This window comes from Sphingopyxis sp. H050 (genome assembly GCF_001468265.1).
Classification (GTDB): domain Bacteria; phylum Pseudomonadota; class Alphaproteobacteria; order Sphingomonadales; family Sphingomonadaceae; genus Sphingopyxis.
The window spans coordinates 45159-67926 of sequence record NZ_LNRZ01000006.1 but is presented as its reverse complement, the minus strand read 5'-3'; the positions used below and the strand labels follow the sequence as shown (position 1 = coordinate 67926).

General features: G+C 66.6%; 24 protein-coding genes and 1 tRNA gene. 12 read left to right on the top strand and 13 right to left on the bottom strand.

Annotation, left to right across the window (positions count from 1 at the left end; all coding sequences use genetic code 11):
* Positions 1 to 51 precede the first annotated feature (51 nt).
* Complete coding sequence (locus ATE67_RS13275; RefSeq protein WP_231728159.1) at positions 52 to 468, bottom strand: DUF2141 domain-containing protein; 417 nt, start codon at positions 466 to 468, stop codon at positions 52 to 54.
* Positions 407 to 1135, bottom strand: coding sequence for a sterol desaturase family protein (locus ATE67_RS13270; RefSeq protein WP_058817401.1), 729 nt, complete (start codon positions 1133 to 1135; stop codon positions 407 to 409). The genes ATE67_RS13275 and ATE67_RS13270 overlap by 62 nt, the downstream gene beginning before the upstream one ends.
* A 136-nt stretch (positions 1136 to 1271) precedes the next feature.
* Between ATE67_RS13270 and crtY the strand changes: the two genes are divergently transcribed.
* The 6 genes from crtY (at position 1272) to ATE67_RS13240 (ending at position 6647) form a co-directional block, all read left to right on the top strand.
* Entirely contained in the window at positions 1272 to 2429 is a 1158-nt protein-coding gene (gene crtY, locus ATE67_RS13265; protein WP_058817168.1) for a lycopene beta-cyclase CrtY, read from the top strand.
* Positions 2426 to 3895 carry a phytoene desaturase gene (locus tag ATE67_RS13260; RefSeq protein WP_058817167.1) on the top strand — a complete coding sequence of 490 codons (1470 nt, stop codon included), beginning with the start codon at positions 2426 to 2428 and terminating at the stop codon, positions 3893 to 3895. Before crtY ends, ATE67_RS13260 begins: the two co-directional genes overlap by 4 nt.
* Positions 3896 to 4010: 115 nt before the next feature.
* Entirely contained in the window at positions 4011 to 4592 is a 582-nt protein-coding gene (locus tag ATE67_RS13255; RefSeq protein ID WP_058817166.1) for a TIGR00730 family Rossman fold protein, read from the top strand.
* On the top strand, positions 4592 to 5566 hold the full coding sequence (locus tag ATE67_RS13250; RefSeq protein WP_058817165.1) for a phytoene/squalene synthase family protein: 975 nt from the start codon (positions 4592 to 4594) through the stop codon (positions 5564 to 5566). The genes ATE67_RS13255 and ATE67_RS13250 overlap by 1 nt, the downstream gene beginning before the upstream one ends.
* A complete protein-coding gene (pnuC, locus tag ATE67_RS13245; RefSeq protein WP_058817164.1) occupies positions 5563 to 6132 on the top strand; it encodes a nicotinamide riboside transporter PnuC in 570 nt (189 codons plus the stop codon). Before ATE67_RS13250 ends, pnuC begins: the two co-directional genes overlap by 4 nt.
* Positions 6129 to 6647 carry an AAA family ATPase gene (locus ATE67_RS13240; RefSeq protein ID WP_058817400.1) on the top strand — a complete coding sequence of 173 codons (519 nt, stop codon included), beginning with the start codon at positions 6129 to 6131 and terminating at the stop codon, positions 6645 to 6647. Before pnuC ends, ATE67_RS13240 begins: the two co-directional genes overlap by 4 nt.
* A 158-nt stretch (positions 6648 to 6805) precedes the next feature.
* Here the strand turns inward: ATE67_RS13240 and ATE67_RS13235 are convergent, their stop codons facing one another.
* Entirely contained in the window at positions 6806 to 8338 is a 1533-nt protein-coding gene (locus tag ATE67_RS13235; protein ID WP_058817163.1) for a class I adenylate-forming enzyme family protein, read from the bottom strand.
* A gap of 87 nt (positions 8339 to 8425) precedes the next feature.
* Between ATE67_RS13235 and ATE67_RS21860 the strand changes: the two genes are divergently transcribed.
* From ATE67_RS21860 to ATE67_RS13215, 4 genes are all read left to right on the top strand, one after another.
* Entirely contained in the window at positions 8426 to 9136 is a 711-nt protein-coding gene (locus tag ATE67_RS21860) for a response regulator transcription factor (RefSeq protein WP_231728158.1), read from the top strand.
* A gap of 229 nt (positions 9137 to 9365) precedes the next feature.
* Positions 9366 to 10898 carry an acyl-CoA synthetase gene (locus ATE67_RS13225; protein WP_058817162.1) on the top strand — a complete coding sequence of 511 codons (1533 nt, stop codon included), beginning with the start codon at positions 9366 to 9368 and terminating at the stop codon, positions 10896 to 10898.
* 3 nt (positions 10899 to 10901) lie between these two features.
* Positions 10902 to 11510, top strand: coding sequence for a 2-hydroxychromene-2-carboxylate isomerase (locus ATE67_RS13220; RefSeq protein WP_058817161.1), 609 nt, complete (start codon positions 10902 to 10904; stop codon positions 11508 to 11510).
* Between the two features lie 30 nt (positions 11511 to 11540).
* Positions 11541 to 12344 carry a crotonase/enoyl-CoA hydratase family protein gene (locus ATE67_RS13215; protein WP_058817160.1) on the top strand — a complete coding sequence of 268 codons (804 nt, stop codon included), beginning with the start codon at positions 11541 to 11543 and terminating at the stop codon, positions 12342 to 12344.
* A 96-nt stretch (positions 12345 to 12440) separates the two neighbouring features.
* Here ATE67_RS13215 and ATE67_RS13210 read toward each other — a convergent pair whose 3' ends face one another.
* The 6 genes from ATE67_RS13210 to ATE67_RS13185 are packed head-to-tail and all read right to left on the bottom strand — an operon-like array spanning position 12441 to position 16002.
* On the bottom strand, positions 12441 to 13130 hold the full coding sequence (locus ATE67_RS13210; RefSeq protein ID WP_058817159.1) for an ATP12 family chaperone protein: 690 nt from the start codon (positions 13128 to 13130) through the stop codon (positions 12441 to 12443).
* On the bottom strand, positions 13127 to 13363 hold the full coding sequence (locus ATE67_RS13205; protein ID WP_058817158.1) for a hypothetical protein: 237 nt from the start codon (positions 13361 to 13363) through the stop codon (positions 13127 to 13129). Before ATE67_RS13205 ends, ATE67_RS13210 begins: the two co-directional genes overlap by 4 nt.
* 9 nt (positions 13364 to 13372) lie before the next feature.
* Complete coding sequence (locus ATE67_RS13200) at positions 13373 to 13981, bottom strand: FMN-binding negative transcriptional regulator (protein WP_058817157.1); 609 nt, start codon at positions 13979 to 13981, stop codon at positions 13373 to 13375.
* The gene (locus tag ATE67_RS13195) at positions 13981 to 15183 is read right to left on the bottom strand and encodes an RluA family pseudouridine synthase (RefSeq protein ID WP_156417038.1); all 1203 of its coding nucleotides are present in this window, start codon (positions 15181 to 15183) and stop codon (positions 13981 to 13983) included. Before ATE67_RS13195 ends, ATE67_RS13200 begins: the two co-directional genes overlap by 1 nt.
* Positions 15184 to 15185: 2 nt before the next feature.
* Positions 15186 to 15566: a fluoride efflux transporter CrcB gene (gene crcB / locus ATE67_RS13190; RefSeq protein WP_058817155.1), complete on the bottom strand. Its 381-nt coding sequence runs from the start codon at positions 15564 to 15566 to the stop codon at positions 15186 to 15188.
* Between the two features lie 10 nt (positions 15567 to 15576).
* Positions 15577 to 16002, bottom strand: coding sequence for a thermonuclease family protein (locus tag ATE67_RS13185; RefSeq protein WP_156417017.1), 426 nt, complete (start codon positions 16000 to 16002; stop codon positions 15577 to 15579).
* 370 nt (positions 16003 to 16372) lie between these two features.
* Between ATE67_RS13185 and ATE67_RS13180 the strand changes: the two genes are divergently transcribed.
* On the top strand, positions 16373 to 17377 hold the full coding sequence (locus ATE67_RS13180) for a MarR family transcriptional regulator (protein WP_197411950.1): 1005 nt from the start codon (positions 16373 to 16375) through the stop codon (positions 17375 to 17377).
* Between the two features lie 59 nt (positions 17378 to 17436).
* Positions 17437 to 17512: transfer RNA gene (locus ATE67_RS13175), tRNA-Val, on the top strand.
* Positions 17513 to 17612: 100 nt separating this feature from the next.
* Here the strand turns inward: ATE67_RS13175 and ATE67_RS21075 are convergent.
* From ATE67_RS21075 to acnA, 4 genes are all read right to left on the bottom strand, one after another.
* Entirely contained in the window at positions 17613 to 17780 is a 168-nt protein-coding gene (locus ATE67_RS21075; RefSeq protein WP_082660363.1) for a DUF1328 domain-containing protein, read from the bottom strand.
* Positions 17781 to 18012: 232 nt separating this feature from the next.
* Positions 18013 to 19116: a helix-turn-helix transcriptional regulator gene (locus ATE67_RS13170; protein WP_058817153.1), complete on the bottom strand. Its 1104-nt coding sequence runs from the start codon at positions 19114 to 19116 to the stop codon at positions 18013 to 18015.
* Between the two features lie 317 nt (positions 19117 to 19433).
* Entirely contained in the window at positions 19434 to 19703 is a 270-nt protein-coding gene (locus tag ATE67_RS13165) for a CBU_0592 family membrane protein (protein ID WP_058817152.1), read from the bottom strand.
* A gap of 72 nt (positions 19704 to 19775) precedes the next feature.
* A complete protein-coding gene (gene acnA, locus ATE67_RS13160; RefSeq protein ID WP_058817151.1) occupies positions 19776 to 22448 on the bottom strand; it encodes an aconitate hydratase AcnA in 2673 nt (890 codons plus the stop codon).
* Positions 22449 to 22768 lie beyond the last annotated feature (320 nt).

Below are 22768 nucleotides of genomic sequence, written 5' to 3'. Positions count from 1 at the left end.
CCTTCGCCGGGATGCCGGACAAGGGAGACCCCCCACCCGATAGCCGCCGCCCTACAGCATATATTTCATCTTGATCGACTGCCGCATATCGCCCGTCACTGCAAAGCTCGCCGCCTTGAAGCTCGGCGGGCCCATCACGATCGCCGGGTTGCGCGAAAAGCCGAAGCCCTCCTTCGGCAGGAAGATCGCGGTGTCCATCTTGTTGTTGCTGTTCTCGTCATGGACGACCGCGATGGCATAGATGCCGGTCGCGGGCACATGCGCCTTGAAATCGCCCGCATCGGCCGCCTTCACCGCCATCCGCACCGACGTCTTGTCCTTGCTGCAATCGGGAAAGGCCTTGGCGTTGGTGGTCAGACAGACGAGTATCTGCCCCTTCAGGCTGCGCAGCCCGGTGATGCTGACCTCAACGGTGGATGCTGGCGTCGGCGGGGCGCTTGCCGCGGCCAGCAGCGGCAAAAGAGCCAAGCCCGATATCCGTGCCGCACGCCTTGTCCCAGAAACGGAAATACAGCCCATAATTCCCCCGATAGGCCGCATGATGCGCCTCGTGATGCGTCGCGGTTATCAGCCATCGCCCTGCCGGTCCATGAACGAGTGCACGCGGGAACATTTCCCACCCCATATGGTTGCCGACGCCCATCACCGTCATGATCGTCAGCACCAATCCCAGCACCGCGACATGGATCGGGATCAGGAACACCAGCGCCGGGATCACCACCGCGCCGGTGATCGCCTCGACCGGGTGAAAGCTCATCGCCGCCCACGCGGTCGGCGGGCGGCTTTGGTGATGCACCGCATGGGCGACGCGAAACAGCGCCGGCCGGTGCATCCAGCGGTGCGTCCAATAGAACCATGTGTCGTGGACCAGCAGATAGGCGAAGAGGCTGACCGGCAGATACCACAGCGGGAAGGCATGAACGTCGGTGTAGATGCGCGTCCAGCCATGCGCCTGCCACCCCCAGGCGACGACGCCCGCAGGCACGCCATAGATGGCGGCGCTCGCCAGGCTCCAGCCGATCTCGCGCTTCATCTGCGGTTCCAGGCCGCGATAGAGGCCCGGATGCTTGATCCGCGTCGCGAACGCAAAGCCGCCGCTGCTGATCAGATAGCGCACGCCGACGATCGCGGTCATGGCGAGGGCGGAGAGCAGGATGGCGGCGAGGGTATCGGTCACAGCCTGTTTCTGCCGGATGAAAGCGGCTTTGTCATCGTCCCGGCGACATATATCGCCGCTTCCCCCGCGCCCGTCCCTTCGCTAGGCAGCCTCCATGCCAGCGGCCAACAGCGATTCCTGCGACATAGCCATCGTCGGCGGCGGGCTGGCCGGCGGCCTGGCGGCGCTGGCGCTCGCGGCGAAACGCCCTGCGCTCGACGTGCGGCTGATCGAACCGGGCGCCATCGGCGGCAATCATATCTGGTCCTTTTTCGACAGCGACATCGCCAAACGCGACCGCTGGCTCGTCGCGCCGCTCGTGCAATATCATTGGGACAGTTATGACGTCGCCTTTCCGGAGCGCGAGCGGCGGGTGTCGATGGGCTATAAGAGCATCACCGGCGAAGCGCTGGCCGATGCCGTGACGGCCGCGCTGCCGCCCGGCCGGATCATCGCCGACCGGGCCAAGCATGTGGCGGCCGACCATGTGCTGCTGGCGCGCGGCGGCCGGCTGTCGGCAAAGCAGGTGATCGACGCCCGCGGTATCGGCAAGACCGCGCTGCGCGATTGCGGCTGGCAGAAATTCGTCGGTCAGGCGCTGCGCGTCGAGGGCGGGCATGGCATCGAACGGCCGGTCGTGATGGACGCGACGGTCGAGCAGCTCGACGGCTATCGCTTCGTCTATCTGCTGCCCCTCGATGCCGAGACGGTCTTTGTCGAGGACACCTATTACAGCGACGCGCCCGACCTGGATGTCGCGGCGGTGCGCGGCCGCATCGCCACCTATGCGGCGCGGCGGCAATGGAATGTGACGGCGGTGACGCGCGAGGAGACCGGGGTGCTGCCCGTCGTCGTCGCCGAAGATTTCGGCCGGTTGTGGCCCGCGATCGACCGCACCGCGCGGATCGGCGTGCGCGCCGGCGCGTTTCATGCGCTGACGGGCTATTCGCTGCCCGACGCGGTGCGCACGGCCGCGGCGCTGCCGGCGCTGGTCGATCGCGGCGATATCGGCGCGCGGCTGCGCGAGCGCGCCGCCGCATCGTGGCGGCGCCAGCGTTTCTACCGCATGCTCGGCGCGATGCTGTTCCGCGCCGCCGATCCCGGCGAACGCTACCGGATTTTCCAGCGCTTCTATGGGCTCGCTCCCGGCCTGATCGCGCGCTTCTATGCCGGCCGGTCGAACGCCGCCGACAAATTGCGCATCCTTTCGGGACGACCTCCCGTATCTGTAAGCCGCGCGATCTCGGCGCTTTCGAAACTGGACTGGAAATGACTCGCACCGCAATCGTCATCGGCGCAGGCTTCGGCGGGCTGGCGCTCGCCATCCGGCTGCAATCCGCCGGGGTGCAGACGACGGTCGTCGAGGCGCGCGACAAGCCCGGCGGGCGCGCCTATCACTGGAAACAGGACGGCTTTACCTTCGACGCCGGCCCGACCGTGATCACCGACCCGCCGTGCCTCCAGGAACTGTGGGCGCTCAGCGGGCAGGATATGGCGGCCGACGTCGATCTCGTCCCCGTCACGCCCTTCTACCGCCTCAACTGGCCCGACGGCACCAACTTCGACTATTCGAACGACGAAGCCGCGCTGCGCGCCGAGATCGCGAAGCTCAACCCCGCCGACATCGCGGGCTACGACCGCTTCCTCGACTATTCGAAGGGCGTCTATGAGCAGGGCTATGTCAAGCTCGGCGCGGTCGCCTTCCTCGACTTCGCCTCGATGATCAAGGCCGCGCCGGCGCTGATGAAATATCAGGCGTGGCGCAGCGTCTATTCGATCGTCTCCTCCTATGTGCAGGACGAACGGCTGCGCCAGGCGCTGTCGTTCCATACCCTGCTCGTCGGCGGCAACCCGATGACGACCAGCAGCATCTATGCGCTCATCCACACGATCGAAAAGGACGGCGGCGTCTGGTTCGCGCGCGGCGGGACCAACGCGCTGGTCGGCGGGCTGGTGACGCTGTTCGAGCGGCTGGGCGGCGACCTGCGCCTCGCCGATCCGGTGACATCGATCTCCACCGCGGGGGACCGGATAACCGGCGTGACCACCGCCAGCGGCTGGCATGCCGACGCCGACATGGTCGCCTGCAACAGCGACCTGATGCACAGCTACAAGGATCTGCTCGACCATCCGCGCGGCGCCAAGGTCGCGAAAAGCCTGTCGCGCAAGCGCTGGTCGCCCTCGCTGTTCGTCGTCCATTTCGGCGCCAAGGGCGATTATCCGGACATCGCGCACCACAGCATCCTCTTCGGCCCGCGCTACCAGGGGCTGCTCGCCGACATCTATGGCGGCAGGGTGCCGGAGGACTTCTCGCTCTACCTCCATCATCCAAGCATCACCGATCCCGCCATGGCGCCGCCCGGCCATTCGGCCTTCTACGTCCTCGCGCCCGTCGCGCATCTCGGCAAGACGCAGCCCGACTGGGACGGCGATTTCGGCACGCGCTTCGCCGACGCGATCCTCGACGAGGTCGAGCGCCGCGTCGCCCCCGGCCTCCGCGCCAACCTCGTCACGCGCTTCCACTACACGCCGAAGGATTTCGGCCGTGACCTCTCGGCGCACCTCGGCAGCGCGTTCAGCCTCGAACCCGTGCTGTGGCAAAGCGCCTGGTTCCGCGCCCACAACCGCGACGACGCGATTTCCAACCTTTACTTCGTCGGCGCGGGGACGCATCCGGGCGCCGGCATTCCGGGGGTCGTCGGCAGCGCCAAGGCGACAGCGGCGCTCATGCTGGAATGACCAATTCCGTTCGCCCTGAGCTTGTCGAAGGGCCGTTCTTCCTGCAAAGGCGCGCAAGAAAGAGCGGGGCTTCGACACGCTCAGCCTGAACGGATATTTTGAAAGCCACGAAGCGATGAAACGCCTTGCCGTCTATTGCGGGTCCGCGACCCCCGAAGATCCGATCTATATCGAAACCGCGCGCCACGTCGGCCGCACGCTCGCCGAGCGCGGCATCGGCGTCGTCTATGGCGGCGGTCGCCTCGGCCTGATGGGCGCGGTCGCCGACAGCGCCTTGGAAGCCGGCGGCGAGGTCATCGGCATCATCCCCGAGGCGCTCGTCGGCGCCGAAGTCGCGCACCGCGGCTGCACCGAATTGCACGTCGTTTCGGGCATGCACGAGCGGAAGAAAATGTTCACCGACCTCTCGGACGGCTTCCTCACCATCCCCGGCGGCGTCGGGACGATGGACGAATTGTGGGAGGCGATCAGCTGGGCGCAGCTCGGCTATCACGCAAAGCCCGTGGGCGTGCTCAATGCGGCTGGCTTCTACAACGAGCTGATCGCATTCAATCGCAAGATGGTCGAGGTCGGCTTCATCCGCCCCGCGCACGCCGGGATCATGATCGTCGATGCCGGGCTCGACGAGCTGCTCGACAAGATGGCCTCTTACGTTCCGCACCAGACGATCTTCGCGATGAAAGCCGAAAATCTGTAATGACAGCGGAGGGGGCCTATGACGCGCAGGCTCTCCACGGTTTCGCGCACGACAGCATCGCGCGCGGATCGAAAAGCTTTGCGCTCGCCAGCCAACTCTTCGACCGGATCACGCGCGAGCGCGTCTGGCTGCTCTATGCTTGGTGCCGCGCCGCGGACGACCTGACCGACGGGCAGGACCACGGCGGGACGATGCGGCCGGGCCACGATCCCGCCGCCGCGGTTGCCCAGATCCGCGCGCAGACCGACAAGGCGTTCGCCGGCGAGCTGACCGGCGAGCCCGCCTTCGACGCGCTCGGTTTCCTGCTCACCCAGATCGACATTCCGCGCGCGGTGATCGACGATATTGTCGCGGGTTTCGAACTCGATGCACGGGACTGGCGCCCGCGCAGCGAAGCCGACCTGCTGCGCTACAGCTATCATGTCGCGGGCGCCGTAGGCGTCGCCATGGCGCTGGTGATGGGCGTCGATCCGAAGGACGCGACCACGCTCGACCGCGCCTCCGACCTCGGCATCGCGTTCCAGCTTGCCAATATCGCGCGCGACGTCGCCGAGGATGCCGCCGCCGACCGCTGTTACCTGCCCGTCGACTGGATGGTCGAACTCGACATTCCGCCCGGCCAGCATATGCACCCCGCCTTCCGCCCGCGCCTCGCGATCATGGCGAAATGGCTGTCCGAAATGGCGGAGGAATATGAAGCCTCGGCGCGCTGGGGCGCGCGCAAGCTGCCGCCGCGCAGCCGCTGGGCGGTGCTCGCCGCGGCGGGCATCTATGGCGACATCGCCCGCGAGGTGCGCGCCCGCGGCGATCACGCGTGGGACCACCGCGCAGGGACCTCCCGGCTCGCCAAGCTCGGCTGGGTCGCCCGCGCCGGCTGGTCGGTTCTCCGCCGCCCGCCGCAGCGCCGGATCAGCCGCGACGGCCTGTGGACGCGCCCGCGCGGCGACGTGACGGGCGCGGAAGTCCCCGCATGAGCCAGCTCGAGTGGCTCGCCGCCGCGCTGGTCCTGATCAACGTCGCGCTCGTCGCGCTGCGCAGCGTGTGGAACTATCCCTTCGCGCTCGCCGCGGTGACGCTCTACGCCTTCGTCTTCTTCGAGGCGAAACTCTACAGCGACATGGCGCTGCAGGGCTTCTTCTTCGCGCTCAACCTCTACGGCTGGGCGGCGTGGATGCGCGCGCGCGACGCAAGCGGCATTCCGGTCGGCTGGATGAGCGCGCGCGCGCGCCTCGTCTGGACCCTCGTCACCATCGCCGCCTGGGTCGTGTGGAGCTTCGCGATGGACCGCTACACCGACGCGATCGCGCCGTGGGTCGACGGCGCCATCGCGATGATCAGCATCACCGCGCAATGGCTGCTCGCGCGCCGCCGCGTCGAAAGCTGGTGGCTGTGGATCGTCGTCGATCTGATCGCGATCCCGCTCTTCGCCTGGCGCGGCCTCTATCCGACCAGCGCGGTGTACGTCGTGCTGCTCGGTCTCTCGATCGACGGATGGCTCCAGTGGCGCCGCGCCGCGGCGGCCGGTACGGCGCCCGCATGACCCGCCACATCTGCCTGCACGGCGCCGAAAGCACCGGCAAGTCGACCCTCGCGCCCCGGCTCGCCCTCCAGCTCGGCGCGCTCGTCGTCCCCGAATATGGCCGCACCTATTGCGAGGCGAACGGCACCGACCTCGACGAGGCCGATCTGCGCGCGATCTTCGACGGCCATGTCGCCGCGACCAGGGCGGCGCTCGCGCAACACCCCGACTGGCTTGTCTCGGACACCGACCCGCTGATGACGCAGGCGTGGGCGATCATGCTGCTCGGCCGCCGGCTGCCCGAAATCGACCTGTGGGACGAACCCGCCGACCTGTATCTCGTCCCCGCCATGGACCTGCCCTGGCAGGAAGACGGCACGCGCCTCTTCGGCAGCGCCCTCGCTCGGCGCCAGTTCATGGACGTCGCGATCGCCGAGCTCGACCGCCGCAAGCTCAAATGGGCCTGGGTCGAGGGCGACGGCGACGCGCGGCTGACAAGCGCGCTCGCCGCGGTTCGGGCGGCGGGGCTTATCTGAAGTGCGTTACCGTCTGACGGGCTGCTTTGGGGTGGAGAGCGGACGTTAAAATAGTCCGTCGCCCCCGCGAAGGCGGGGGCCGTAGTCGGCCTTGCGCAACGCCTCCAGCGGCCCCCGCCTTCGCGGGGGCGACGACCGCTTCCGGCCGCCGCCCGCCTTCACCCCGCGTAGGCGTCCCTTAGTTCCCGCTTCAGCACCTTGCCGATCGCGCTCCGCGGCAATTCCTCCACCACCGTGATCGCGCTCAGCCGCTGGGTCTTGCCGACCTTCGCGTTGCAATCCGCCCGCACGCTTTCCGCATCGGCGCCATCCTTCAGCACCACGAACGCGACCGGCGTTTCGCCCCATTCCTCGCTCGGCATGCCGACGACCGCCGCCTCGACGACGCGCTCGTCGGCGAGCAATATCGCTTCGAGGTCGCTCGGAAAGATGTTGAACCCGCCCGAGATGATCATGTCCTTGGCGCGGTCCATTAGCGTCAGGAAGCCGTCCTCGTCGATCCGCCCGATGTCGCCGTGGCGATAGAAGAGGTTGCCGTCGGCATCGTACCAGTGCATCGCCTTGGTCGCGTCGGGGCGGTTGTTATACCCCGTCATCATCGCCGGCGAGCGGCCCACGACTTCGCCGACCGACCCTTGCGGCAGCTCGTTGCCCGCCTCGTCGATCACCTTCGCGACATGGCCCGGCGCGGGCTTGCCGACGGTGTGCAGCTTGTCGGGGAATTGATGCGCCTCGAGGATGAACGCCGCGCCGCCCTCGGTCATGCCGTATATTTCGACGAGCCCGCCCGGCCAGCGCCGCAGCACCTCGGCCTTCAGCGCGGCCGGAAACGGCGCCGACGTGCAATATTTCGCGACGAAGCTGGAGAGGTCGAAGCGGTCGAAATCCTCCAGCGCCATGATGCGGCGATATTGCACCGGCACCAGCATCGTGTTCGTCGCGCGCTCGCGCTCGGCAAGCTCCAGAAAGCCGCGCGCGTCGAACTTCTTCATCAGCACGGTCTGCCCGCCTGACCCGATGGTCGGCAGGAAACTCGCCATCGTCGTGTTCGAATAGAGCGGCGTCGACAGGATCGTCACCGCTTGCGCGCCATAGGCGGGCTTGCCGCGCTGGATATGCTGCCAGCGCATCGCATGGCTGTGGACGATGCCCTTGGGTGTGCCCGTCGTGCCCGACGAATAGATGATGTTGAAGCCGTCGAGCGGATCGATCGCGACCGGTTCGGGCTTCGCGCCCCCGGGCGCCATCCACGCCTCCAGCGGCGCGCCGACGGCGCTGCCGTCCATCGCGATCCGATCGGTCGCGGTGACATGCTGGCCGTTGAGGCTGGCGGCGGCGGCCTCGTCGAGGAACAGGTGGCGCGCGCCTGTGTCGGCGATCATCGCCGCCATCTGCTCGCCCGTCGCGCTGTTGGTGATCAGCCCCGCGACCCCGCCGGCGCGCAGCGTCGCCAGGATCACCGCCATCTGCTCGACGCTGTTGAGACCCGCAATCGCCGTCTTGTCGCCCTTCGCAAAGCCGTCGGCCTGCAGCCGCGCCGCGATGCGGTCGATCGTTGCGTCCAGTTCGGACCAACTCAGCCGCCGTACCGGATCGGCGGCGGCTATGTCGTCGGGGCGCTCGGTCGCAAACGCGCGGACAAGGTCGGGCAGGGTGGCGAAGTCGCTCTCGAGCATCTCGTGACTGGTCATGGCGACGGAGTTAGCACAGCAGGGACGGCGTGCAACGTCGGCGCGTGCGGGCGGCCGCGCGCAATCGGGGCGGCACAGGGGGCGCGGATGGAGCGAGACGGCGGGACGGGGGACGACGGGCGGCCGCCGCTGGTCGCCGTCTATCATCCGTCGCGCGCCGCTGGGCTCTGCGATGCCGTAACGGCGGCGGGCTATGGGGCGGCCTCGCTTCTCGCGCCCACGGACGGCCTGCGGCCCTGGCTCGATTGCTGTTTCGACCTCCTCGCGATCAATCCTTATTTAAGCTGGCAGGAGCCGTCCGAATTCGTGCGGCTGGCGCGGACGATCGCGGGGCGGCGTCCGCTGCTGGTCTTTTCGGACCGCGATTCGTTCGCCGACCGGATGGCGGCGCTCCTGGCCGGCGCCGACGATGCGATCGGCTGGACCGACAATCTGCCCGAACTGCTCGCGCGCATCGCCGGCCTGCTTCGCCGCAGCCGCATCGCGGCGGGCCAGCTTGGCGAGGGGGAGCTGCGCATCGACCTGATCGACCGCCGCGTCGAGCGGGCCGGCCGGCTGATTCGCCTGCCGCTGCGCGAATTCGACCTGCTCGCCAATCTGGCGCGCGTCCCCGATCGGCCGGTCTCGCGCGCTGCGCTGCTCCGCGCGGTGTGGCGGATCGACTTCGACCCCGGCACCAACCGCGTCGAGGTCCATATGTCGCGGCTGCGCGCCAAGGTCGACCGCGGCTTCGACTGGCCGATGCTGTCGACGGTAAAGGGCCTCGGCTACGCGCTGCGCTCGCGGCCGGAGCGTTGAGGAGCGATCCTCCCCCGCAGGGGGAGGGGAACCATGCGAAGCATGGTGGAGGGGCACGGGCAGTCTAACGCTCCGTGCCCCTCCACCACCCTTCGGGCGGTCCCCCTCCCCGTTCCGGGGAGGATCGCTCGGCCGCGCCCATCCATCCCCACCGCCTTGACCGAAAGTTTCAGTTTGCTACGGGTCTTCGACATAAACAAAGCAATAAGCCCTTTGGAGAGAGCGCCCGATGCACCCCTCGACCTATGCCGCGACCCATCCCCACAAGCCGGCGATCATCGTCGCCGAAACGGGGGAGACGGTCAGCTATGCCGAACTCAACGCGGCGTCGAACCGCGCCGCGCAGCTGTTTCGCGCGCACGGGCTGGGGCATGAGGATGTCGTCGCCTTCATGCTCGAAAACACCCCGCATTATTACGGGCTGACCTGGGGCGCGCAGCGCGCGGGGCTGCGCTACGTCTGCATCTCGTCGCGGCTGACGCAGGACGAGACCGACTATATCCTCGAAAATTCGGGTGCGAAAATTCTGATCGTCTCGGCCAGCCTCGCGGCGGCGGCGCAGCAGCTGACGACGCGGATCACCCGCTATTCGATGGGCGGCGACATCGCGGGCTGGGCCAAGATCGAGGACGAGCTGGCGAAGATGCCCGCCGAGCGCATCGCCGACGAGCGCGCCGGGGTCGACATGCTCTATTCGTCGGGCACGACGGGGCGGCCGAAGGGCGTGCGCGTCCCGCTGCCCGAGGATCCGGCGATCGATGCGGCAAACAGCCTTGTGATGCTCGCCTCGGCGGCGTTCGGGATCAATGCCGACAGCGTGTATCTGTCGCCTGCGCCGCTTTACCACGCCGCGCCGCTGCGCTGGTCGATGACGATCCACCGCCTCGGCGGCACCGTCATCCTGATGAAGAAGTTCGATCCCGAGGGCGCGCTCGCGGCGATCCAGCATTACCGCTGCAACTGCGCGCAGTTCGTGCCGACCCATTTCGTGCGGATGCTGAAGCTGCCGGCCGAGATTCGCGCCCAATATGACGTGACCTCGATGAAGGGCGCGATCCACGCCGCCGCGCCGTGCCCGGTGCCGGTCAAGCAGGCGATGATCGACTGGTGGGGGCCGGTGCTGCTCGAATATTATGCGGGGTCGGAGGGCAATGGCATGACCTTCGCGACCAGCCACGACTGGCTCGCGCACAAGGGCACCGTCGGCCGCCCGATCATGGGCACGCTCCACATCGTCGGCGAGGACAACGAGACCGAGCTGCCGGTGGGCGAAGAAGGCGCGGTCTTCTTCGAAAGCGAAAATGTCTTTGAATATCATGATGATCCAGAGAAGACCGCGTCGAGCCGCAATTCGAAAGGCTGGTCGACGCTGGGCGATGTTGGCAAAGTCGATGAAGACGGCTTCCTCTACCTCACCGACCGCAAGAGCTTCATGATCATCTCGGGCGGCGTGAACATCTATCCGCAGGAAATCGAAAACCACCTCGTCACCCACCCCAAGGTCGCCGACGTCGCGGTCGTCGGCGGCCCGCACGAGGAAATGGGCGAGGAGGTGATCGCAGTGATCCAGCCCGCCGACATGGCCGACGCCACCGACGCCTTCCGCGATGAACTCACCGCCTATGCGCGCGAGAAATTGTCGGGCGTGAAGGTGCCGCGCCGCATCGACTTCCTCGAAGCCCTGCCGCGCCACGACACCGGCAAGCTCTACAAGCGCCTGCTGCGCGACCAATATTGGGAGGAGGCGAAGGCGGGAGCCTGACCGATGAGCGCGCGCGTCGAATTCTTCTTCGATCTGTCGAGCCCGTGGACCTGCCTCGCGTTTCACAACCTCCCCGGCGTGCTGGAGCGGACGGGCGCGACGGCCATCTATCGCCCGATCCTGGTCGGCGGTGTGTTCAACGCGGTAAACCCCGCCGTCTATGCGGCGCGCGAGCAGACCGACAACCGGCGGTTGCAGCATAGCTGGAAGGTGTTGAAGGACTGGGCGCGGCTCGCCGGCGTGCCGATGAATTTCCCGTCACAATATCATCCGGCGAAGAGCGTGCAGGCGATGCGCTTTGCGGCCGCGCTCGAAGCGGATCAGGCGGCCCTTGTGCGCTTCGCGCGTGCCGCCTTCGCCAGCTATTTCGATCGGCAGGAGAATCTCGACGATCCCGACGTTCTGGAAGCCGTCGCAACCGCCGAGGGACTCGACGGCATGGCGATCCGCGCCGCCGCGGGCAGCGACGCGGTGAAGGCGCGGCTCCGCGCCAATACCGAAGAGGTCGTCGCGCGCGGCGGCTATGGGTCGCCGACGATCTTCGTCGACGGCACCGACATGTATTTCGGCAACGACCAACTGCCGCTCGTCGAGGCGGCCCTGAAGCGTTAGATGCAAACGTTAGATGCAGAGGACTCCCCGATGAAGGACCGTATCTCGATCACCATGCTGGAGGACGGCATCGCCGACGTCCGGCTGATCCGCGCCGACAAGATGAATGCGCTCGATCCCGCGATGTGGTCGGCCCTCGCGGAGGCGGTCGACGACCTGAAGGCCCGGCAAGGCCTGCGTGTCGTCGTCCTGTCGGGCGAGGGCCGCGCCTTTTGCGCCGGGCTCGACCTCTCCAGCCTCAGCAATGATCGCGATCCGGGTGCGAGCAGCGCGGGCGGCAGCTTGTCCGACCGCACGCGCGGTATCGCCAACAACGCCCAATATGCCGCATGGGGCTGGCGCGAAATCCCGGTGCCCGTGATCGCCGCCGTGCATGGCGTCGCCTTCGGCGCGGGCAGCCAGATCATGGCCGCCGCCGACATCCGCATCGTCCATCCCGACACGCGCATCGCGATCATGGAAATGCGCTGGGGCCTCGTCCCCGACGTCGCCGGCATGGCGCTGTGGCGCACGCAGGTCGCCGACGATGTGCTGCGCGAGATGATCTATACCAACCGCGAATTCACCGGCTCGGAGGCGAAGATTCTCGGCTTCGCGACGCATGTGTCGGACGACCCGCTCGCCAAGGCGATGGAGCTGGCGCAGGTCATCGCGAACAAGAACCCGCACGCGATCCGCGGCGCGAAGCGTCTCTGCAACCTGCTCGCCGACGCGACCGACGCCGAAATCCTGCAGGCCGAAAGCGACGAGCAGGTAAAGGTCATCCGCACCCCCAACCAGATGGAGGCGGTGATGGCGCATATGCAGAAGCGGAAACCGGACTTCGCCGATTGACCGTCGCCCCCGCGAAGGCGGGGGCCGCTATCGGCTTGTCACGCCCGCATGGCTCTAAACTGCCTGCGGCCCCCGCCTTCGCGGGGGCGACGCTGGTCAGAGCAAACTCAGGAAGCGCGCGGCATTATGCCATTCGGCCTCGCGCAACGCGCGCGCCTTTTGCGCCTCGCTGTCGGCGCCCCAGCGCCGCTCCTGATACAGCTCGTCGAGGCTGACGGCCTGCCACAGGTCGGCAGGGGGAAAGGCCTTTTCGATCAGCGCCAAGCCGGCGACCAGCGAACCGCCGATCGTCACCAGCAGGGTCAGCGGCGCGAGGCGGAACGGGTCGTGCGACAGCACGGCGCCGCGCAGCGCCGCGATGGTCGGCTCCGGCTGATCGATCGGCAGCACGCCTTCGGCCAGCACAAATTCGATGCTGTACCGCTGCTCGGCCCAGGCGAGGAGCGGGTTCCACACCGCGACCTGTTCGGCTTGCAGCGCCGGGTCGCGGTCCTCGCGGTAACAGAAAAGCTCGCTCGCCGCATAGGCCGCGATCGGCTCGGCGAACGCGGCCGGGTCTTCACCGGCAATATCGATCGCGGCATTGGCGATCCCCGTCAGCGGCATGCGCGCGGGATCGATGTCCTCGCCGACCGCCTTCCATTCCCCGGCGATCGCTTCGGCGAGCGCCGCGCTTTCGACGATCAGCGGCGCGCGCTTGGGCGTTCGGACGGGACGGCCGTCGAGCGCGATGCCCCACCCGCCATCCTCGCGGACGGCTTCGGCCTCTTTCCAGAAGCGTTTCATGGGGTCTTGGGCGACCGCCAGCGGCGCGCGAGGATTTTGGGCATGACCGCGAAATCGAACACGCCCACGAGCACGACGGCGACCCCGATCCAGCGGTCGGCCGGCTGGCCCGCCAGCGCGATGGCGCCGCGGATCAGCACGAACCCGGCAAGGATCAGCAACGCGCCCATCAGGCGCATCGCGGCAAGGGCGAAGAAGCGCTTTTTCGCGAGGGCATCGGCGGCGTCGGTCATGCGTCTGTCCTATCGGTTGCCGAGCTGGCGCATCAGATGCGCGAGCGCGCCATGCCCGCTCGCCTCGATCCCCGCCGCGACGCGCTCGCGCTCGTCGGGCGCCTTGTTCTGCGACAGCTTCAGCGTCGATCGCCACGCGGTGATGCGCATTTCGAACCCGGTGATCGCTTCCGCCATCTTTGCGAACCGCACCGGGTTCATCTTGTCCCGCGTCCACGGCGGATTCGCGCCAATCCGCGCCTCATGCTGCGCCGACAACCTATCAAGCTGCGCGACAAGTTCGACAACTTCCAGCTTGTGGATGACGCCCTCCATCTCGATCGCGACATAGTTCCACGTCGGCACCTGGTCGGGCGCGGCATACCAGCTCGCGCTGACATAGGCGTCGGGCCCCTGCACGACGGCGAGCGCGGAGGCACCTTCCAGATGCTTCGTCAGGCCATTGCCGCGCGCGAGGTGGAATTGCAGCGTCGCGGCATCGTCGCTCAGCACCACCGGCGCGTGGGCGACACGCGGGCCATCGGGCGTCCCCGCAAAAATGCCCGCAAAGGCGATCTCGCGCACGAACAGCGCGGGCAGGTCGCCCTGTTTCGGTCGGAAACTCGGATCGGGATGCATCAGCGTGGTTTCCGCAGCGTGGGCTTCGACGGCTTGCGCGCGCCGGGCTTGGCCGAGCCGCGCTTCGGCGGTGCCTTCACCTTCGGTTTCGGTTTGCCCACATGATCGGTCGGCTTGCTCGTCGCGGTGCGCCCGCGCCGTTCGCCGCGGCGCGCCTTGCGAATCTGCTTGCTATGCGCCTTCGCGGCCGCCTTTTCGATCGCTTTGGAAGGCGGACCCTTGGCGATATCGTCGATGCCCACATCGCCGAGCAAGGTGTCGAAACCGAGTGCGTCGAGGCTCGCGGCGAAATGCTCGGGCACCTCGGCACTGATATCGATCGCGCCGCCGTCGGGATGGTCGATGCGCAGTCGGCGGCTGTGCAGATGCATCTTGCGGCTGATCGTTCCGGTCAGGAAGGCACCCTTGCCGCCATATTTGCCGTCGCCGACGATCGGGTGGCCGATCGCCGCCATATGCACGCGCAGTTGATGGGTGCGGCCGGTGAGCGGCTGCAACTCGACCCAGGCCGCGCTGTTCCCGGCGCGTTCGATGACCCGGTAGCGTGTCTTCGAGGGCAGCCCCTTATCGTCGACATGCATCTTCTCGCCGCCCGAACCCGGCTGCTTGGCGAGCGGCAGGTCGATTTCGCCTTGCTGGATGTCGGGAACCCCGACGATGATCGCCCAATAGGTCTTCTTCGCGCTGCGGTTCGAAAAGCTCTTGGCGAAATAGGCCGCAGCGCGCGGTGTCCGCGCGATCAGCAGCGCCCCCGACGTATCCTTGTCGAGCCGGTGGACCAGCTTGGGGCGCACCGGCGCGTCGTATTTCAGCGCATCGAGCAGGCCGTCGACATGTTGTTCGGTCTTGGTGCCGCCCTGCGTCGCCAGCCCCGGCAGCTTGTTGAGCACCAGCGCGCTCGCATCGCGGTGGATCAGCATCGATTCGGCGAGTTCGATATCGCCGTCGGTCAGCGGCCGGCCCTTGCGCGCTGGGCGCGCCGCAGCCTCGACCGGCGGCGTCGGCATCACGAGCTTCTGCCCGGTCGCGATCCGGTCCGACACATCGGCCTTCCTGCCGTCGAGCGTCAGCTGTCCCGACCGCGCCCAGCGCGCGAGCAAGGCATGCGGGGTGCCGGGCCGGTGGCGTTTGAACCAGCGGTCGAGGCGGATCCCGTCGTCCTCCTCGGCAATTGTCGCGCTGTCCATTTTCTTGGCATCCATGCTCATGCCGGCACCTGACGAACGATACACAGGCCAAGTCCGCACGCGAGGATCGCGCCGATTACCGAAGCGAGGACATAGGCCGCGGCCTGCCCAGTCTGACCGCGCTCAAACAACAGCCAGAATTCCAGGCTGAACGAAGAAAAGGTGGTGAAACCGCCAAGTATGCCGACGCCGAGGAAGAGCCACGTCGTATTACCGCCCTCGCTGTTACGCGCGAGCACACCTACCAGGAGCCCCATCAACAGGCTGCCCGCAATATTGATCGACAGCGTCCACCAGGGGAATCCGGGACCGAGGCGCACAAGCATGATCTGCCCGACAAGATATCGCGCACCGGCGCCGATCGCGCCGCCGATCATCACTGGGAAAAGGCCATTCATACGCGTGGCCCTAGCCGCAAATGGCCGCAAGGCAAAGCGGCCTCTCGCGTGCCAATCGGCCGGCCGCGCGAAGCTGGCCTGCCAGATGCCGCGGCGCTTCCCTGTGCCCTGCTTCCTCGCCAAAATAGGCGTTGCTCGTTGCGACGGCCCAGCCCCGCCGGACCATTTCGGCGCCAAGATCGACGCCGTCGGGAAAGGGGCGTGTCCGGGACGAGGCGAGCGCGCGTTGATAGGCGTCCTGCGCGGCGAGTTCGCCGTGCAGCCGCCCCGTGCCCGTGATCTGCTCGAGCGCACGGCGCGCATCGTGCCCGCAAGACCAGCGGCTGCTATCGGCGCGTCCGCAATCCTTCCGATATTCAACCGCGTCGATGCTGGTCAGGCGGACCGTTACCGTGTCGCCCTTTTGGCTGACCGTCAGGCTGTCTCCGTCGATCACATGAACGAGCGGCACAATCTCGATCGGAGTCCGGCTTCGCGACCCACACCGTCCAGGCAAGCGCGGCTATCAGAAGGAAGCCCAGGAGCGAGCGTAGCCGGCGACGTCAGCGCACACGGGCAAGGGGCGAAATCGGCAGACTCATCGACTGGCAAGCCGGTTCCACTTGGCAAGCCTCAAGAACAGCTTGACGAAGAGAACAAAAAGGGTCCAAAATGGACTGGCCTCCTTCCGGCTTGCCTTCGTCGGTGTACGCCGGCTGGCCAGCTAGGTCCGATTTGGCGGCGAATGCGAACCAACAAAAGGTGAATGACGCCGAAATGACGACATAGTTGTGCTGGGACGAAACGAGGGCAGCAGGGGACGCGACATGCAGCAGGCGATTGAGGTGGTTTCGGAGGTTTCGAACTTCTCCGCGGAAGCGGCTGAGCCGCGCCGGTCGGTGGCGCGGTCGGGTGGCGGATCATCGCTGCTGGTTGTCGGCCCGTGCGATAGGCTCGAAGATTTGGGCTGTGAGGTGTTTACGACTGCGGTGGGTGACGCCGCCCAGCATCTGTCGGCAATGGCGGTGGTGGACATCCTTTGGCTGACGTCGGCCGAGACCATCGATACCGAGACGCTAACGACGCTTTGCGAAATGGCGGCTGAGCGGGACTGCCACCTGGTATGCGAAACCAGCTTCGCGGCGCTTGACCGGATAAGCGCCGCGGTGCCCGATGGCTTGCGGGTCGAAATGCTGGTTGATGCCGATGCGACAGAGCGGCGCGTGGCGCTTGCTGCGGCGCAGCGCGCGGTGGGCCAAGTGGTGCACGAGGTCACCCGCGATCCTGCGATGGAGCGTATCGACCGATTGCAGGAAGAGGTGGCGCGCATCTCGCGCCTCCTCGGCGACTTGGCTGGTCAACGCGGCGGTTTGCTGGGCACGCCGGTCGGCTACGCGCCGGCGAATGAGGATTACGGCAATTATGGGGGGCAGGTTCGCGCGCCCGGGCGCGACTTTGCCGCGATGCCAAGGAGCTTTGTTCCCGAAGAGCGCACGATCGAGCGCCAGCGCGCCAAGGCGGTGCGGCGGATGTTGCGGCAGCGGCGCATGCGCGAGCAATATTTTCCCGCCGATCTCTTTGCCGATCCCGCCTGGGATATGCTGCTCGACCTGTACGCCGCCCGGCTCGAGCGCCAGCCGGTGTCGGTGTCGAGCCTGTGCATCGCCGCCGCCGTGCCCGCGACCACGGCGCTGCGATGGATCAAGACGATGTCGGACGCGGGGCTGTTCCTTCGTGAAGCCGATCCGCAGGACGGCCGCCGTATTTTCATTGCGCTCGCCGAGGGCGCCCATGAGTCGATGGCGCGCTATTTCGAAGCCCTCGAGGATTAGCGCGGCTTAGGCGGTGCTTGCCAGCCGCAATCGCTTGTGGCAAGGGGCGGCTCCCTTTCGGGCGCTTAGCTCAGTTGGTAGAGCATCTCGTTTACACCGAGAGGGTCGGCGGTTCGAGCCCGTCAGCGCCCACCATTTCTTCCCGTCGGATTCAACGCGCGGCCAGCGGGCGCAAAAATGCCGGCGGCCCAAGGGGAACGCCGGCATTTGCGATATTTCAGCGTGGGTCGATGCTTTATAGCGCGCGGCGTCCGCGGCCGAAGACGAAGGCGACGACGAACAACACGACGCCGACGATCAGCAGAATCTTCGCGAAATCGGCCGAAAGGCCCGCAACGCCGCCGAAGCCGAGCAGCGCCGCGACGAGCGCGATCACGGCAAAGATGATGGCATATCTGAACATCCTCAATCTCCTTCCTGGACGAGCGGTTTCATTCGCTCCGGCGCACGCGCCGGGCAACGATCGTCGCCGTCGAGTTCATCCTGTTTGGATGAGCTGTTAACGCGCTTTCCGCGCCAAGGTTCCGCATCCAGCGTCCCCGGCTCCGGTTGGCTTGATCTGCCCCCGATTAAGGTGGGGCACGGCGGAACGGCCGCCGCCGGCCCTAGGCTGCTGATCTCGAGCCCGAAGGTAATCAATCGCCATACGCGCCGAGGATCGCAACGAGCTGCGCGAGCGACCCGGCACCGGTCTTGTCGAACAGCCGCCGGATATGGGTCCGGATCGTTCCCAGCCCCAGCGACAGTTTCGCGGCGAGATGTTGCGGCGATTCGCCGGAACAGAGGCCCGCTGCAACCTGCGCCTCCCGCCGCGTCAAATGATACAGCGGCATCGCCTGGGTTTCGATGCGCTGTCCGATCCCCGACCACGGACGCCGCAACGTGATGATCGTCCCCGGCGCACCTGGGAAGCCGGCGGTGTCGGCGGGCACGGGCGCGAATTCCGCAATCAGGGGCAGCATGTCGTCATCGCCGGGGATGGTCAGCGGCGGCAGTGGCCGTGACCGGTCCATCGCAACGGCGCGCGCGCGGCGCGAGAGGTTGCGGCCACTGCGCCGCTCGAACAGGTGATGGCCGACCAGCGCGAGCTGATTGTTCGCGTTCAGGAAATCCTCCGCGCGGCGGCTCATGCCAAGCACGCGGCCGTTGGTGTCGCAGATGAAGGACATGGCGTGGATGGCGTCCATGCCGCGCGCGATCGCGGCGGCTTCCCGGACGCCGATCGCCCGGCTTATGTTGACGGCGCGCTGCACATGGCCGGCGAGATGGTCGAATATGCGGCGGTCCTCGCCCTCAATATTGCCTTGCCCGCTGCCGCGGAGGATCGCGAAACCGATCTGCGCGTCCGGGGCGCTGACCAGGTTCGTCAGGCAAATGAAGGGTATATCGAACCGGCGGATCATCTCGCCATATTCGGGACAATCGACCCCGTCCTGTTCGGTCAGGAAGGCGCGTTCGTCGAGCGATCGCAGGACCGGCGCCTGCAACCCGATGCGGACGCGCGAATTGATCGCGGGGTGGTCGAAGCCGCTTTCGGACCAAGCGGTCGTAAACTCGGTCGGCAGACCCGTCAGCCGGTTGAAGGATATCAGGTCGTCGCTGCCCATCGCGCATAACTGGCCGACGTGCGCTCCCGCCGCCGCGGCGACTGCGGCCAATGCGTCGTCCCATGTCGCGGGTTCAAAGGCCGCGCGCTCAATCGCCTTACGCGCCTCGTCTAACTTCACATTGATGGACATCGACCACCCCTTATCGATACTCCGTTGTAAAACAGCCGAAAAGCTTTGTGCAACGGAGAGATGGGGCAGGCCCGGAATATTCCCGGCATGCGGGAATATTCCGAGGTCGTTTCAGCTCCACAAGACGGGTGGACGGGGTCGCTTCGTCCGCCAGCCTCAAAAACCGATCGACCGAACGCCGATATCGTTCGCCGCGGCCGAACACCAAATTTCTGGCCGTAGCGCATCTGCAAATTTGTAGAGTGGCGCCGAATTTCGGAATGAAATCCGACGAATGGAGCGTGGTGGCGCCTATCGCGTCCGGACGCTGCGAAAGATCAGTGAGAAAGCGGTGTCCGGCGTGCGCGCCAGACGATTCTGATCGTGAAGAGGCCGATCCCGGCCCAGACCACGTTGAGCACCGCCGACGGTATCGCGCCGTTATAGCCCGAGTTGATCACGAAGCCCGCGGCGCCGACGACGTTCATCCACTGATAGATGTAGCCGCGGGCTTCGAGCTTGCCCAGCGAGAGCAGGACGTAAGCGGCGAGGATCAGCACCGCCGCTGCCCAGCCGATGATTTCGATCGCGACGACTTCGGCGCTCATGTTGACCCTTTCCAATGAAAACGCCCGCCCCGGCAAGGGGGCGGGCGCTCTTTGCATCGGCTGCCTCCGGCGTCAGGCCGCGAGCTTGCGCAGCACGTAATGCAGGATGCCACCGTTCATATAATATTCGACCTCGTTCGCCGTATCGATGCGGCAGAGCGTATCGAAGGCGAAAGTCGAGCCGTCGGGGCGCGTGACGTTCACCGTGACCGTCTGGCGCGGCTTGAGGTCCGCGACGCCGGTGATGGTGAACTGGTCGTCGCCGGTCAGGCCCAGCGTCTCGCGGCTCTGGCCGTCGAGGAACTGCAGCGGCAGCACGCCCATGCCGACCAGGTTCGAGCGGTGGATACGCTCGAAGCTCTCGACGATCACCGCGCGGACGCCGAGCAGGTTGGTGCCCTTCGCCGCCCAGTCGCGCGACGAGCCGGTGCCATATTCCTTACCCGCGATGACGACCAGCGGGGTGCCGTCGGCCTTGTGGCGCATCGCGACGTCGTAGATCGGCATAACCTCCTGGCCGTAGCGCGACATGCCGCCTTCGATGCCGGGGACCATTTCGTTTTTGATGCGGATGTTGGCGAAGGTGCCGCGCATCATGACTTCGTGGTGGCCGCGGCGGGCGCCGTAGCTGTTGAAGTCGGCCTTGCTAACCTGATGTTCCATAAGCCATTTTCCGGCCGGCGAGTCCGCCTTGATGCTGCCCGCGGGGCTGATGTGGTCGGTCGTGATGCTGTCGCCGAGGATCGCGAGCGGCTTCGCGCCGACGATGTCGCTGACCGGCGCGGGCGTCATCGACATCCCCTCGAAGTACGGCGGGTTCGCGACATAGGTCGAGCCCGCGCGCCACTGGTAGGTATCCGAGCCCTCGACCTCGATCTTCTGCCAATGCGCGTCGCCCTTGTAGACATGGGCGTATCGCGCCTCGAACATGCCGCGGTCGACCGCGCCCGCCATCGTCTCGGCGACCTCCTGGTTGGTCGGCCAGATGTCGGCGAGGAACACGTCGGTCCCGTCCTCGGCCTGGCCGATTGGGGTGGTCGTGAAATCCTCGATCACCGTGCCCTTCAGCGCATAGGCGACGACGAGCGGCGGCGAGGCGAGGAAGTTCGCGCGCACGTCGGGCGACACGCGGCCCTCGAAGTTGCGGTTGCCCGAGATCACCGCCGCGGCGACGAGGCCATTCTCGTTGATCGCCTTCGAAATCGGCTCGGCGAGCGGCCCCGAATTGCCGATACAGGTGGTGCAGCCATAGCCGACGAGGTTGAAGCCGATATTGTCGAGATGCTTCTGCAGCCCGGCCTTTTCCAGATAGTCGGTGACGACTTGGCTACCCGGCGCGAGCGAGGTCTTGACCCACGGCTTGGGCTTCAGCCCGAACGCGTCGGCCTTTTTCGCGACGAGCCCCGCGGCGATCAGCACGCCGGGGTTCGAGGTGTTGGTGCAGCTGGTGATCGCGGCAATGGTGACGTCGCCGTCGCCGATATCGAAATCCTTGCCCTCTACGGCCACTCGCGCCTGCGCCTTTTTATAGGTGTTCGCCATGTCGGCGTTGAACACATCGTCGACCTCGGGCAGCGACACGCGGTCCTGCGGCCGCTTCGGCCCGGCGAGCGACGCGACGACGGTGCCGAGGTCGAGTTCGAGCGTGTCGGTGAAGATCGGGTCCGGCGCACCCTCGACGATCCACAGCCCCTGCGCCTTGGCATAGGCCTCGACCAGCGCGATATTTTCTTCGCTGCGCCCGGTCAGGCGCATATAATCGAGCGTCTTGTCGTCGACCCCGAAGAAGCCGCAGGTCGCGCCATATTCGGGCGCCATGTTCGCGAGCGTCGCGCGGTCGGCGAGCGACAGGGTGGCAAGGCCGGGGCCGAAATATTCGACGAAGCGGCCGACGACGCCCTTGGCGCGCAGCATCTGGGTGCAGGTGAGCACCAGGTCGGTCGCGGTGACGCCTTCCTTCAGCTTGCCGGTGAATTTGAAGCCGACGACCTCGGGGATCAGCATCGACACGGGCTGGCCCAGCATCGCGGCCTCGGCCTCGATCCCGCCGACGCCCCAGCCGAGCACGCCGAGCCCGTTGATCATCGTCGTATGGCTGTCGGTGCCGACGCAGGTGTCGGGATAGGCGACGGTCTCACCCGACGCGTCTTCGCTCGACCACACCGCCTGCGCAATATGCTCCAGGTTGACCTGGTGGCAGATGCCGGTGCCCGGGGGCACCGCCTTGAAGTTCGATAGCGACTTCGACCCCCACTTCAGGAAGTCGTAGCGTTCGCCGTTGCGATAATATTCGATCTCGACATTCTGTTCGAACGCCTTGGGGTGGCCGAATTCGTCGACCATGACCGAATGGTCGATGACAAGGTGGACGGGGACGAGCGGGTTGATCTTGGTCGTGTCGCCGCCGAGCTTGGCGATCGCATCGCGCATCGCGGCCAGATCGACGACGCAGGGAACACCGGTGAAATCCTGCAGCAGCACGCGCGCCGGGCGATACTGGATTTCCTGGTTCGAATGCGGGTCCTTCTGCCAGTCGACCAGCGCCTTCACATCGTCGGTCGAGACGGTGAAGCCGCCATCCTCGAACCGCAGCAGGTTCTCGAGCAGCACCTTCATCGAGAAGGGCAGGCGCGACACGTCGCCGAGCTTCGCCGCGGCCTTGTCGAGCGAATAATAAGCGTAAGTCTTACCGCCGACGCTCAGCGTCGAACGGGTGCCCAGCGTGTCGTTGCCCGTGGTCGTCATAGCAGAAGCAGTCCCCATGTTGGCGCGGCGGGGAATGACGGCCGGTGCCCGTTCGGGAGAGCGGGGCCACGCGGAGTCGCACGCGCAGGTTTATGTTGGCGGTGCCTTACGCCTAGGTCATGGAAATGCAAGGGGGTGGGGGGAAGATTTGGCTCACGCGAAGGCGCGAAGACGCAAAGGAAATCGGCCGCTCTTCTCTCTTTCGTCACCCCAGACTTGATCCGGGGTCCATGCGGCGCCGGTGGAATGGATCCCGGATCAAGTCCGGGATGACGAAAGAGAATGTGTAGTCCTTGACTACACTGTAGTTACAGACTACA

Coding starts and splice junctions, on each gene's coding strand:
- ATE67_RS13270 (WP_058817401.1), bottom strand. CDS start 1,135: ATGACCGCGATCGTCGGCGTGCGCTATCTGATCAGCAGCGGCGGCTTT.
- crtY (WP_058817168.1), top strand. CDS start 1,272: ATGCCAGCGGCCAACAGCGATTCCTGCGACATAGCCATCGTCGGCGGC.
- ATE67_RS13260 (WP_058817167.1), top strand. CDS start 2,426: ATGACTCGCACCGCAATCGTCATCGGCGCAGGCTTCGGCGGGCTGGCG.
- ATE67_RS13255 (WP_058817166.1), top strand. CDS start 4,011: ATGAAACGCCTTGCCGTCTATTGCGGGTCCGCGACCCCCGAAGATCCG.
- ATE67_RS13250 (WP_058817165.1), top strand. CDS start 4,592: ATGACAGCGGAGGGGGCCTATGACGCGCAGGCTCTCCACGGTTTCGCG.
- pnuC (WP_058817164.1), top strand. CDS start 5,563: ATGAGCCAGCTCGAGTGGCTCGCCGCCGCGCTGGTCCTGATCAACGTC.
- ATE67_RS13240 (WP_058817400.1), top strand. CDS start 6,129: ATGACCCGCCACATCTGCCTGCACGGCGCCGAAAGCACCGGCAAGTCG.
- ATE67_RS13235 (WP_058817163.1), bottom strand. CDS start 8,338: ATGACCAGTCACGAGATGCTCGAGAGCGACTTCGCCACCCTGCCCGAC.
- ATE67_RS21860 (WP_231728158.1), top strand. CDS start 8,426: ATGGAGCGAGACGGCGGGACGGGGGACGACGGGCGGCCGCCGCTGGTC.
- ATE67_RS13225 (WP_058817162.1), top strand. CDS start 9,366: ATGCACCCCTCGACCTATGCCGCGACCCATCCCCACAAGCCGGCGATC.
- ATE67_RS13220 (WP_058817161.1), top strand. CDS start 10,902: ATGAGCGCGCGCGTCGAATTCTTCTTCGATCTGTCGAGCCCGTGGACC.
- ATE67_RS13215 (WP_058817160.1), top strand. CDS start 11,541: ATGAAGGACCGTATCTCGATCACCATGCTGGAGGACGGCATCGCCGAC.
- ATE67_RS13210 (WP_058817159.1), bottom strand. CDS start 13,130: ATGAAACGCTTCTGGAAAGAGGCCGAAGCCGTCCGCGAGGATGGCGGG.
- ATE67_RS13205 (WP_058817158.1), bottom strand. CDS start 13,363: ATGACCGACGCCGCCGATGCCCTCGCGAAAAAGCGCTTCTTCGCCCTT.
- ATE67_RS13200 (WP_058817157.1), bottom strand. CDS start 13,981: ATGCATCCCGATCCGAGTTTCCGACCGAAACAGGGCGACCTGCCCGCG.
- ATE67_RS13195 (WP_156417038.1), bottom strand. CDS start 15,183: ATGGATGCCAAGAAAATGGACAGCGCGACAATTGCCGAGGAGGACGAC.
- crcB (WP_058817155.1), bottom strand. CDS start 15,566: ATGAATGGCCTTTTCCCAGTGATGATCGGCGGCGCGATCGGCGCCGGT.
- ATE67_RS13180 (WP_197411950.1), top strand. CDS start 16,373: ATGCAGCAGGCGATTGAGGTGGTTTCGGAGGTTTCGAACTTCTCCGCG.
- ATE67_RS21075 (WP_082660363.1), bottom strand. CDS start 17,780: ATGTTCAGATATGCCATCATCTTTGCCGTGATCGCGCTCGTCGCGGCG.
- ATE67_RS13170 (WP_058817153.1), bottom strand. CDS start 19,116: ATGTCCATCAATGTGAAGTTAGACGAGGCGCGTAAGGCGATTGAGCGC.
- ATE67_RS13165 (WP_058817152.1), bottom strand. CDS start 19,703: ATGAGCGCCGAAGTCGTCGCGATCGAAATCATCGGCTGGGCAGCGGCG.
- acnA (WP_058817151.1), bottom strand. CDS start 22,448: ATGACGACCACGGGCAACGACACGCTGGGCACCCGTTCGACGCTGAGC.